This window comes from Planococcus sp. TJ-302 (genome assembly GCF_058268455.1).
Genome location: NZ_JBZDOI010000001.1, coordinates 935,080 through 947,449, shown reverse-complemented (window position 1 = coordinate 947,449; position 12,370 = coordinate 935,080). Strand labels below are relative to the sequence as shown.

The window sequence follows — 12,370 nt, the reverse complement described above, 5'->3', positions numbered from 1 at the left end:
GAGTGTTTTTATGACGATACAGTGGTTTCCAGGGCATATGGCCAAAGCTAGAAGAGAAGTAACAGAAAAACTAAAGCTGGTCGACATCATTTTTGAACTTGTGGATGCCCGGCTTCCTTTATCTTCGCGCAATCCGATGATCGATCAAGTGATCCAGCATAAACCTAGGCTGATCATTTTGAACAAAATGGACATGGCCGATGAAACAGAAACAAAGAAATGGATCCGCTATTTCGAAGGGCAGGGGACACGTGCAGTCGCAATCAATTCCCTGGAGGGCAGAGGGCTGCAGGCAGTCACGAAAGCTTCGAAGGAAATTCTCGAGGACAAGTGGAGCCGCATGATCGCCAAAGGAATTAAGCCGCGTGCCATCCGCGCAATGATTGTCGGGATTCCAAACGTCGGAAAATCCACGTTGATCAACCGGCTGTCGAAGAAAAGCCTGGCTAAAACTGGCAACATGCCGGGAGTGACCAAAGCCCAGCAATGGATAAAAGTCGGCAAGGAAATCGAACTATTGGATACGCCAGGTATTTTGTGGCCGAAGTTCGAAGATCAGGAAATCGGCTTTAAGCTGGCGGTGACAGGCGCGATTAAAGACTCGGTCATCCAAATGCAGGAGCTGGCGATTTACGCATTGAAATTTCTTGAACAGCGTTATCCCGAGCGGCTGAAAGAGCGTTACGGCATTGATGGCGTGGATGAAGAAATCGTCAATACCTTTGACGCAATTGGCAAAAGACGCAGTTTCGTTTCACCAGGCGGTGAAGTGGATTATGAAATGACCGCAGAGGCGATTGTCCGTGATATCCGCAATCAATACTTAGGGCGGGTCACATTCGATTACCGTGACGAAATGATTGTCAAAGAAGAATGACACTAAGGGCTGATTCCGTGAAACTGGGGTCAGTCCTTTTTCATTGCCGGCAGTTTTGGTTTATGAAACAACCAGAGAAAGGGAGAGGCATATGCAGACAAGTGCAGCAATCAAAAAGCGGCTGGCAGCGGAAAGCGACTGGCAGCCATGGATGGACGAATTGAAGGAAGACGGCCGGAAATCGGTCCAGGCGGCGCTGAAGAGCTGGCAGCGAAAAAAAGGGCACCAGGACAAATTGTGGTTTGAACACAATGGGAAAATGTCATTTGACCAATCGTTCAAAACGAATCCTGGCGAACGGGTCTGCGGGATTGACGAAGCGGGGCGGGGACCGCTCGCAGGCCCAGTCGTAACGGCGGCGGTCATATTGCCAAACGACTGCAGCGCGCTGATCGGTTTGGACGACTCGAAGAAAATTCCGGCAGCAAAGCGAAGGCAGCTGGCGCAGCTTATTAAAGAGCGGGCTGTGAGCTACGCCATACATATCCAGCCGCCTGAGAAGATTGATGAACTTAATATCTATCAAGCGACAAAACAATCGATGGCTCAAGCCGCTTTGAACCTTGATCCGGCACCTGACATCATATTGGCAGACGCGATGTTGCTGGAAATAGGCATTCGCTGCGAATCAATCATTAAAGGAGACGCAAAAAGCCTGAGCATCGCCGCTGCCTCGATTCTGGCAAAAACGGCGCGCGATGCCATCATGGACGATTACGCGGAACTGTTTCCGGCTTACGGCTTTGAAAAACATTCAGGCTACGGCACAAAAGACCATCTTCTCGCACTGGACCGTGTCGGACCGTGCTCCATCCACCGAAAAACGTTCGAGCCGGTGAAATCGATGGTTGCAGCGAAAAACGCTGAATAACACCGGAAATGATTGAAAACTTCAAGTTTTTTGGAGTATTGCTGTCAACTGTGGACATTTAATGGCAACTTTAATACAATGGTAAAGGCAATAAAATTACGATACAGATGTTTGATTGGAGGACGAAAGATGAATATCCATGAATATCAGGGAAAACAGATCCTAAAACAATATGGAGTAGCAGTTCCTGAAGGCTATGTTGCTTTTTCTCCGGAAGAAGCTGTCAAAGCTGCCAAAGAACTTGGTACTGAAGTTGTTGTGGTGAAAGCCCAGATCCACGCAGGTGGCCGCGGGAAAGCAGGCGGCGTTAAGCTTGCTAAGAACTTGGATGAAGTGCGCGCTTATGCGAAAGAGCTTCTTGGAAAAGTGCTCGTTACACATCAGACTGGTCCTGAAGGCAAAGAAATTAAACGCCTGTATATCGAAGCAGGAAGCAGCATCGAAAAAGAATACTATCTTGGTTTGGTTCTAGACCGCGAAACTTCACGTGTAACTCTTATGGGTTCTGAAGAAGGCGGAATGGACATCGAGGAAGTAGCAGCAAACAATCCGGAGCGCCTCTTCTACGAAGAAATCGACCCGGTTGTCGGCTTGACTGGCTTCCAGGCACGCCGCATGGCGTACAACATGAACATCCCTACCAAGCTTGTCAACAAAGCAGCTAAATTGATGCTCGGCCTTTACCAGGCTTACATCGATAAAGATGCAGCAATCGTTGAGATCAATCCTTTGGTTGTTACAGGAGACGGACAAGTAGTAGCATTGGATGCAAAATTCAACTTCGATGCAAATGCTCTTTACCGCCACCAAGACATCATGGAAATGCGCGACTACGATGAAGAAGATCCAAAAGAAATCGAAGCTTCCAAGTATGACTTGAGCTACATTTCTTTAGACGGGAACATCGGCTGTATGGTTAACGGCGCCGGACTTGCTATGGCAACTATGGACACGATCAACTATTACGGCGGAACACCCGCTAACTTCCTTGACGTTGGGGGCGGTGCGACTGCTGAGAAAGTAACTGAAGCATTCAAGATCATTCTTTCTGATAAGAATGTAAAAGGAATCTTCGTTAACATTTTCGGCGGAATCATGAAGTGTGACATCATTGCTGAAGGCGTTATTCAAGCAGCAAAAGAAGTCAGCTTGAGCGTACCTCTAGTCGTTCGTCTTGAAGGAACAAACGTTGAACTTGGCAAAAAACTGCTGAACGAATCAGGTCTTGACATCGTCGCTGCCGGCACTATGGCAGAAGGCGCTAAAAAGATCGTAGAACTTGTAGGCTAAGAAGGGCAGGGACAAAAATGAGCGTTTATATTAATAAAGACACGAAAGTGCTTGTACAAGGAATTACAGGGTCAACTGCCCTTTTCCATACAAAGCAAATGCTGGAATACGGCACTAAAATCGTTGCTGGGGTAACTCCTGGCAAAGGCGGCACTGAAGTTGAAGGCGTACCTGTATTCAACACAGTTGAAGATGCTGTCAAAGCGACTGGAGCAAACGTTTCTGTAATTTATGTACCGGCTCCTTTTGCTGCTGATGCAATTCTTGAAGCGGTTGAATCTGAACTAGATATGGCAATCTGTATCACTGAACACATTCCAGTCTTGGATATGGTAAAAGTGAAACGCTATATGGAAGGCAAGAAAACTCGCCTAGTAGGACCGAACTGTCCTGGAGTTATCACTCCAGACGAATGCAAAATCGGTATCATGCCTGGATATATCCATAAAAAAGGACATGTTGGCGTTGTTTCACGCTCAGGTACTTTGACGTATGAAGCGACGCACCAATTGTCTCAAGAAGGCATCGGTCAATCGACTGCTGTCGGAATTGGTGGAGATCCGGTCAACGGAACAAACTTTATCGATGTCTTGAAAGAATTCAATGAAGACGAAGATACTTACGCGGTTGTCATGATCGGTGAAATCGGCGGAACAGCTGAAGAAGAAGCTGCTGCGTGGGTTAAAGAAAACATGACAAAACCGGTTGTCGGCTTTATCGGCGGACAAACGGCTCCTGAAGGAAAACGCATGGGCCATGCTGGTGCCATCATTTCTGGAGGAAAAGGGACTGCTGCTGATAAGATCAAAGCAATGAACGCTGCTGGAATCCAAGTTGCAGAAACTCCATCAGTAATCGGCGAAACTTTAATCCGAGTCATTAAAGAAAATGGCTTGTATGACCGCTGTAAAACACATTAATATAAGAGTAAGGCGCATCAAGCTGATGCGCCTTCTTTTTTTACTGAAATTTGAGGAGGAATGGAATGGACGGATTGTTTTTGCAAAGATTGTACGCCCTGCATTATGTGTACCCAAAACCGTTGAACCGGCTGTCAAAACTGATGGCGGACGATGAAGATCTTGGGAAGCTGAGCCGAAAAAGCTTAGTGGAGATCGCTTTTCTGTTGAATTTGACGGTACAGCAAGCACATGATTTGAAAAAAGCCTATACAGAAGCGCTCGATATCCCTTTTAGAAATCTCTACGGAAAACACAAGATAACCCCCATATCTTTTCTTCATCCGCATTACCCCAAATCATTGCTGGAATTGATCGATCCCCCAGCCATCCTTTATGCTAAAGGCCGAACGGAACTGCTGCTCGCGCCGCAAAAGATAGCCGTGATCGGCTCACGTAAGGCTTCAGCCTATTCCCGCAAAGCAATGGACACAATACTGCCTGTTTTAACCCAGCATGAATTTTTAATTGTCAGCGGCTTGGCGAAAGGGGCAGATGCGATGGCCCACAAAATCGCGATAAATTCCGGCGGCGAGACAATTGCGGTCACAGGCAGCGGATTTTTACATCCGTATCCAAAAGAAAATGCTGCACTGAATAATATAATAGAAGAAAAATTTTTGTCGCTTACTGAATATCCGCCTTATATGCAGCCGAAACGCTGGAATTTCCCGATGCGCAACCGGATTATCAGCGGCTTGTCCTGCGGCGTTCTGGTTACGGAAGCACAACTGAAAAGCGGTACGCTGAGTACGATTGAGCACGCCCTTGACCACGGCAAAGACGTTTTCGCGGTGCCGGGCGATATCTTTTCGTGTTTGTCAGAGGGACCGCATAAACTCATCTCAGAAGGCGCAAAACCGGTGTGGAACGGCTATCAGATTCTGGATGAATACCGGCAGCTAACGGCTGAAAAATAATTCCGCAAAATGAAAAGCCTTGCAATCCGGTAAAATCTGTTATACATTTTGCAACAGGTAATTCTTTTAGATAATTTTAAGAAACCTCTATGAGGAGGAATAGTCATGTCGGATTTTTTGGTCATAGTCGAGTCGCCTGCAAAGGCGAAAACAATTGAACGTTATTTAGGTAAAAAGTACAAAGTCCGGGCATCGCTCGGCCATCTGCGTGATTTGCCCCGAAGCCAAATGGGTGTGGATGTTGAAAATAATTACGAACCCCGCTATATTACGATTCGGGGAAAAGGACCTATTTTGCAAGACCTGAAAAAAGAAGCGAAAAAAGCGAAAAAAGTCTTTCTGGCAGCTGACCCGGATCGCGAAGGTGAAGCGATCGCTTGGCATCTGGCGACTGCGCTAGGTGTTGACCAAGACTCGGATTGCCGAGTCGTATTCAACGAAATTACGAAAGACGCCATCAAAGAATCATTCAAGCATCCACGAAAAATCGATATGGATTTAGTGGACGCACAGCAGGCACGGCGTATACTTGACCGTTTGGTCGGCTATAGCATCAGCCCGCTGCTTTGGAAGAAAGTCAAAAAAGGCTTATCGGCTGGCCGTGTGCAATCTGTCGCGCTTCGCTTGGTCATCGACCGTGAAAACGAAATCAAGAATTTCGAACCGGAAGAATATTGGTCGATTACAGGTGAATTCGAAAAAGCTAAAAAGAAATTCGAAGCCCAATTCTACGGCAATACGAAAGAGAAGTTGAAATTGCAGAACGAAGAGGACGTCAAAGCTGTAATGGCTACCATCAAAGGCGACAATTTTAATGTGAACCGCGTTGTTAAAAAGGAAAGAAAGAGAAATCCTTCCCCTTCTTTTACAACTTCATCCCTCCAGCAGGAGGCTGCCCGCAAATTAAATTTCCGTGCGAAAAAGACGATGATGCTTGCCCAGCAGTTATATGAAGGTATTGCAGTAGGCAAAGAAGGCATTACGGGTTTGATCACTTATATGCGGACAGACTCAACCCGTATTTCGGATACAGCTAAAAAAGACGCACTCGATTTCATCAACAGTAATTATGGAAACGATTACGCAACGAAAACGACAGCGGCCAAGCAGTCGGCGAAGTCGCAGGATGCCCACGAAGCGGTACGCCCGACAAGCGTCATGCGCACACCGGAATCGATGAAAAGCATTTTGTCGCGAGATTTGCACCGTTTGTATAAATTGATTTGGGACCGTTTTGTAGCCAGCCAGATGTCTCCGGCAGTCCTGGATACGGTCATGGCGGAACTGCAGAACGGCGAGGCGGTATTCCGCGCAAACGGTTCGCAAGTGAAGTTCCCTGGATTCATGAAGCTTTATATTGAAGGAACTGATGACCAGACGGAAGACAAAGACAATATTTTGCCTGAAATGGCGGAAGGTGATATTGTAAAAGCTGTCGGCATTGAGCCGAAGCAGCATTTCACGCAGCCGCCCCCACGCTTTACTGAAGCCCGCCTCGTACGGACGCTTGAAGAGCTGGGAATAGGCAGACCATCAACTTATGCACCGACGCTTGATACGATTCAAAAGCGCGGTTACGTAGCGCTTGATGCGAAACGCTTTATTCCGACTGAACTTGGTGAAATTGTTCATGCACTTGTGCTCGAATTTTTCCCGGATATTTTAAATATCGAGTTTACCGCTAAAATGGAACACGATCTGGACAGTGTTGAAGAAGGCGAAATCGATTGGCGGAAAATCATTGATGTGTTCTTCAAGGATTTTGAAAAACACGTTGAAGTGGCTGAAAATGAAATGGAGAAAGTGCAGATCAAAGATGAACCCGCTGGCGAAGACTGCGAACTTTGCGGATCGCCGATGGTCTATAAACTTGGGCGCTACGGCAAATTCATGGCATGCAGCAATTTCCCGGATTGCCGCAATACAAAAGCAATCGTTAAGCATATCGGCGTAACATGCCCGACTTGTAAAAAAGGTGAAGTCGTTGAACGGAAGAGCAAAAAACGCCGCATATTCTATGGCTGCGACCGCTACCCGGAATGTGAATTTGTGTCATGGGATAAACCGATTGAACGGCCTTGTCCGAAATGCAGCGAGCTGCTAGTGGAGAAGAAAGTGAAAAAAGGCGTTCAAATCACATGTACGAAATGCGATTACAAAGAAGAAGTTCAATAATTGATAGAGGTGTTTAGAAATGACAAAATACGTTAATATCATCGGTGCTGGCTTAGCTGGCAGTGAAGCAGCTTGGCAAGTGGCGAAACGCGGCGTCAACGTACGCCTTTACGAAATGCGCCCTGTAAAGCAGACGCCTGCCCACCACACGGATAAATTTGCAGAATTGGTATGCAGCAATTCGCTGCGCGCCAATAATTTGACGAACGCTGTCGGCGTTATCAAAGAAGAAATGCGCACATTGGACTCGGTTATTATCGAGTCCGCAGACAAAGCATCTGTTCCTGCTGGCGGGGCATTGGCGGTTGACCGCCATGAATTTGCCGGCATGGTGACGGATAAAGTGCGGAATCACCCGCTCGTTGAAGTGATCAATGAAGAAGTGACCGAAATCCCGGAAGGCATTACGATTATTGCCACAGGGCCATTGACGTCACCGGCAATGGCTGAAAAAATCCTTGAGTTGACGGGACAGGAATACTTGTATTTTTATGATGCAGCTGCGCCGATTGTTGAAAAAGACAGCATCGACATGAACAAAGTTTATCTGAAATCCCGTTACGACAAAGGGGAAGCAGCCTATTTGAACTGTCCGATGACTGAAGAAGAATACATGCGATTCCATACTGCGCTAGTTGAGGCGGAAGTTGTCCCATTGAAAGAATTTGAAAAAGAGATTTATTTTGAAGGGTGCATGCCGGTTGAAGTTATGGCGGCACGCGGCGATAAGACCTTGACATTCGGCCCGATGAAACCGGTCGGACTGGAAGACCCGAAAACAGGCGAACGCCCGTATGCAGTCGTCCAGCTCCGCCAAGACGACGCGGCTGGCACACTTTATAATATCGTCGGCTTCCAGACGCATTTGAAATGGGGAGCACAAAAAGAGATCTTGAGAATGATCCCGGGCTTGGAGAATGTTGAAATCGTGCGCTACGGCGTCATGCATAGAAATACATTCATCAACTCGCCTACTGTTTTAAAACCGACTTACCAGCTTCGTTCAAACCCGAGCATCTTTTTTGCAGGGCAGATGACAGGAGTCGAAGGATATGTCGAATCAGCAGGCAGTGGCTTGCTTGCAGGCATCAATGCTGCAAAACTGGCATTAGGTGAAGAATTGGTCGTATTGCCAGCCGAAACGGCTTTAGGAAGCATGGCACGCTATATCACAGAAGCGGACAGCAAAAACTTCCAGCCGATGAACGTCAACTTCGGTTTGTTCCCGGATCTTGGCGTCCGCATCAAATCGAAGCAAGAGCGCGCTGAAAGGCACGCAGAGCGGGCATTGGAATCGATTCGCAATTTTGTGAATACAGTAACTGTTTAATTGATAAAAGCCTCTAAATGTTGTTATAATTTAGAGGCTTTTGCATTTGCAAAAAAGGTGGGTTCATTGATGGATAAACGAGACATGCTGAAATCTTTTATGGCCTACATTCAACTTGAAAAAAATTATTCCGAACATACCGTCCGCCATTATGAAAAAGATCTGGAGGATTTTTTTCTGTTTTTGGAAGGGGAAGGTGCATCTGACCTGACAACGATCGAGTATTTGCATGCCCGCAATTACGTAACGAAATTATACGACGAGAAATTGTCACGGACGACGATATCCCGTAAAATCTCATCGATCCGCTCATTCTTTAAATACGGCAGCCGGGAATTCGGTTTGAGCGAAGCGGCGTTCCGCTCGCTTTACCACCCAAAAAAAGAAGAACGGCTTCCTCAGTTTTTTTATGAAGAGGAACTTGAGGTTTTATTCCAGGCGGTGCAGGGCACTGATAATTTATCGCTGCGCAATATGGCGTTGCTCGAGTTATTGTATGCGACCGGCATGCGCGTCGGTGAATGTGTGTCGATCCAGATGAAAGATTTAGACCGCACGATGCACATCGTCAAGGTCATGGGGAAAGGCCGGAAAGAGCGCTACATCCCTTATGGCCAATTTGCCCATGATGCGCTGGAACTTTATATCGAGGAAGTTCGTCCTAAACTGATGAAGAATCGGGACCATCAAGGATTATTCGTCAATAGCAGAGGAGACGCGCTGACTGACCGAGGCGTCCGCCATATACTCAGCGAGTGCATGAAAAAGGCTTCTGTCAATTCGACGATTTATCCCCATATGATCCGCCATACGTTTGCGACGCATTTATTGAATAACGGTGCGGATATGAGGACTGTGCAAGAGCTGCTGGGGCATAGCCATTTGAGCTCCACCCAGGTGTATACGCATGTCACGAAAGAGCATTTAAGGAAAACGTATTTGAACAGCCATCCAAGAGCTTAAAGAGGAGGACTTTGAAATGGAGCAATTCCATGCAACAACGATATTCGCGGTTCAGCATAATGGCGAATGCGCCATGTCGGGCGACGGCCAGGTGACTTTCGGCAATGCGGTGGTCATGAAGCATACGGCTCGCAAAGTCCGGCGCCTATACGACGGCAAAGTGCTGACGGGTTTCGCGGGGTCTGTCGCGGACGCTTTCACATTATTCGAGATGTTTGAGGGAAAGCTGACGGAATACAACGGCAACCTGCAGCGTTCGGCGGTTGAACTTGCGAAGCAATGGCGAGGCGATAAAATGCTGCGCCAGCTGGAAGCGATGCTGATCGTCATGGACCGTGATGAACTATTGCTAGTGTCAGGCACTGGTGAGGTAATCGAACCGGATGACGGCATCCTGGCAATCGGATCCGGGGGCAATTACGCACTGGCAGCTGGCCGGGCGTTGAAAAAATATGCAGGCGACCATATGACGGCAGCAGAGATCGCGCAGTCGGCATTGGAAACGGCAGCAGATATCTGCGTGTATACGAACCATCAAATTGTATTGGAGGAGCTGTCAAAATGAAAAAACAGCAAGATTTGACTCCGAGGCAAATAACTGAACATCTGGACCGTTATATCGTTGGCCAGAAAGATGCAAAACGCTCAATCGCGATTGCTTTGCGTAACCGGTACCGGAGAAGCCGGCTGGACGACGAGCTGCGCGATGAAGTGATTCCGAAGAATATTTTGATGATTGGGCCGACAGGCGTCGGCAAGACCGAAATTGCGCGGCGCATCGCTAAATTGACAGGCGCACCGTTCGTTAAAGTGGAAGCCACCAAATTTACGGAAGTCGGCTATGTCGGGCGTGATGTCGAATCGATGGTGCGTGACTTGGTGGAAGCTGCTGTACGAATTGTTAAAGAAGAGCGCTTTGAAGCTGTGAAAGACCAAGCTGAAGCAGCAGCGAACGACCGCATCGTTAAATTGCTGGCGCCGTCGCTGAAGAAAAAAAGCAATAGCCAAAATCCGCTGGAAATGCTTTTCGGCCAGAAAATGGATCAGGAAGACGAAGATCCGGTGGCGGAAGTGGAAGTACGGGTCAAGCGCAGAGAGATTGCCGCCGACTTAAAGGCTGGCAAACTGGAAGATGAAACAATCACGATTGAAGTGACGGAGAATACGGCAACGATGTTTGACGCTTTGCAAGGTTCGGGAATGGAACAGATGGGCGCAAACATGCAGGATGCTTTGTCATCGCTGATGCCGAAAAAGACGAAAAAACGGAAAGTGCAAGTCAAAGAAGCGCGGCGGATCCTGGCTGCTGAAGAAGCGGCGAAGCTGGTCGACGATGAAGAACTCGCGGCAGAAGCAATCCAGCGTTCGGAGCAGGACGGCATTATTTTCATTGATGAAATGGATAAGATCGCGAGCAAGAACAGTTCTTCAGTGGATGTATCGCGTGAGGGCGTGCAGCGGGATATCCTGCCAATCGTCGAAGGTTCGACCGTGTCGACAAAATACGGCTCTGTTAAAACCGATTACATGTTGTTCGTCGCCGCGGGAGCTTTTCATATGTCAAAACCATCAGATTTAATTCCGGAACTGCAAGGGCGCTTCCCGATTCGCGTCGAACTGCAGAAGCTGGAAGTCGATGATTTTGTCAAAATTCTTACAGAACCTAAACATTCTTTGATAAATCAGTATAAAGCACTTCTCGAAACAGAGGGAGTTGTGATACACTTCAATGATGCGTCAATAATCAGACTTGCGGAAATCGCTTATCAAGTGAATCAGGAAACTGATAATATAGGTGCGCGAAGACTCCACACAATTCTGGAACGGTTGTTGGAGGACCTATCTTTTGAAGCAAGTGAAATTTCGCCAGCCCAGATCGACATAACGCCGCAGTACGTTAATGAAAAACTGGAAAGTGTGGCGAAAAACAAAGATTTGTCACAATTTATTTTGTGATTTGAAGCATATAAGTATCATTAAAGTGTAAAAACCTTTAGAATATTTAATAAATACGTTCGAAAATTGTCGAAAATTGTAGGAGGCTCATTTATATGAATCTATTGGAAAAAACTAGAAGAATTAACTCGATGTTGCAAGCAGCTGCAGGAAAGCCTGTAAACTTTAAAGATATGGCTGAAACATTGAGCGAAGTAATCGAGTGTAATGCTTTCGTCGTTAGCCGTAAAGGTAAATTGCTAGGTTTCGCAGTAAGCCAGCAAATCGAAAACGAACGCATGAAAGGGATGCTCGAAGAGCGCCAATTCCCGCTCGAGTATACTCAAAATCTTTCAAACATCACTGAAACATCTGCAAACCTTGACGTTAACAGCGAGCACACGATCTTCCCAGTGGAAGAGCGCGAATTGTTCGAAGATGGGTTGACAACGATCGTACCGATCATCGGCGGCGGCGAACGTTTAGGAACACTTCTTCTTGGACGCTTGAAAGATGAGTTCCAAGACGACGATTTGATCCTAGGCGAATACGGCGCGACGGTTGTCGGCATGGAAATCCTTCGCGAAAAAGGCGATCGCATCGAAGAAGAAGCGCGCAGCAAAGCTGTTGTTCAAATGGCGATTTCTTCTCTATCGTACAGCGAACTTGAAGCGATCGAACACATTTTTGAAGAGCTTGACGGCAATGAAGGCCTTTTGGTCGCTTCAAAAATCGCTGACCGCGTAGGCATTACGCGTTCAGTAATCGTTAACGCGCTTCGCAAACTAGAAAGCGCAGGCGTTATCGAATCACGCTCCCTAGGAATGAAAGGGACATACATCAAAGTATTGAACACGAAATTCCTAGCTGAGCTAGAACAATTGAAAATGAACTAATTGCAAGATCAAAGATGCCGGACTTAGTTCCGGCATCTTTTTTATTTTGCGGAAGTTCATCGCCGTAAGCTAGAGGCGGTCCGTCTTTTAGATTCAGGCTCTCACTGAAATCGGGAGACCGGGGATATTTGTGCGAGAAACTCCTTGCGGCAAG

General features: G+C 47.1%; 11 protein-coding genes. All 11 read left to right on the top strand.

Features of this window, described 5'->3' with window-relative positions; genetic code table 11:
• Positions 1-10: 10 nt before the first annotated feature.
• The 11 genes from ylqF (at position 11) to codY (ending at position 12,216) form a co-directional block, all read left to right on the top strand.
• On the top strand, positions 11-877 hold the full coding sequence (ylqF, locus tag AC4EHB_RS04875) for a ribosome biogenesis GTPase YlqF (RefSeq protein WP_490980828.1): 867 nt from the start codon (positions 11-13) through the stop codon (positions 875-877).
• Positions 878-968: 91 nt separating this feature from the next.
• Entirely contained in the window at positions 969-1,748 is a 780-nt protein-coding gene (gene rnhB / locus AC4EHB_RS04870) for a ribonuclease HII (RefSeq protein WP_490980827.1), read from the top strand.
• A 129-nt stretch (positions 1,749-1,877) separates the two neighbouring features.
• Positions 1,878-3,038, top strand: coding sequence for an ADP-forming succinate--CoA ligase subunit beta (gene sucC / locus AC4EHB_RS04865; RefSeq protein WP_490974469.1), 1,161 nt, complete (start codon positions 1,878-1,880; stop codon positions 3,036-3,038).
• Positions 3,039-3,055: 17 nt separating this feature from the next.
• Positions 3,056-3,958, top strand: coding sequence for a succinate--CoA ligase subunit alpha (sucD, locus tag AC4EHB_RS04860; protein WP_490974468.1), 903 nt, complete (start codon positions 3,056-3,058; stop codon positions 3,956-3,958).
• A gap of 65 nt (positions 3,959-4,023) precedes the next feature.
• On the top strand, positions 4,024-4,917 hold the full coding sequence (dprA, locus tag AC4EHB_RS04855) for a DNA-processing protein DprA (RefSeq protein ID WP_490980826.1): 894 nt from the start codon (positions 4,024-4,026) through the stop codon (positions 4,915-4,917).
• Between the two features lie 105 nt (positions 4,918-5,022).
• Positions 5,023-7,092: a type I DNA topoisomerase gene (gene topA / locus AC4EHB_RS04850; protein WP_490980825.1), complete on the top strand. Its 2,070-nt coding sequence runs from the start codon at positions 5,023-5,025 to the stop codon at positions 7,090-7,092.
• A gap of 19 nt (positions 7,093-7,111) precedes the next feature.
• Positions 7,112-8,422 (top strand): FADH(2)-oxidizing methylenetetrahydrofolate--tRNA-(uracil(54)-C(5))-methyltransferase TrmFO, encoded by a 1,311-nt coding sequence (gene trmFO / locus AC4EHB_RS04845; protein ID WP_490974465.1) that lies wholly within the window; start codon positions 7,112-7,114, stop codon positions 8,420-8,422.
• A 69-nt stretch (positions 8,423-8,491) separates the two neighbouring features.
• Positions 8,492-9,385, top strand: coding sequence for a tyrosine recombinase XerC (gene xerC / locus AC4EHB_RS04840; RefSeq protein WP_490974464.1), 894 nt, complete (start codon positions 8,492-8,494; stop codon positions 9,383-9,385).
• Between the two features lie 16 nt (positions 9,386-9,401).
• Positions 9,402-9,950 carry an ATP-dependent protease subunit HslV gene (gene hslV / locus AC4EHB_RS04835; RefSeq protein ID WP_135503828.1) on the top strand — a complete coding sequence of 183 codons (549 nt, stop codon included), beginning with the start codon at positions 9,402-9,404 and terminating at the stop codon, positions 9,948-9,950.
• Complete coding sequence (gene hslU / locus AC4EHB_RS04830) at positions 9,947-11,341, top strand: ATP-dependent protease ATPase subunit HslU (protein WP_490974463.1); 1,395 nt, start codon at positions 9,947-9,949, stop codon at positions 11,339-11,341. Before hslV ends, hslU begins: the two co-directional genes overlap by 4 nt.
• 95 nt (positions 11,342-11,436) lie before the next feature.
• Complete coding sequence (gene codY / locus AC4EHB_RS04825) at positions 11,437-12,216, top strand: GTP-sensing pleiotropic transcriptional regulator CodY (protein ID WP_490974462.1); 780 nt, start codon at positions 11,437-11,439, stop codon at positions 12,214-12,216.
• Positions 12,217-12,370: the final 154 nt, after the last annotated feature.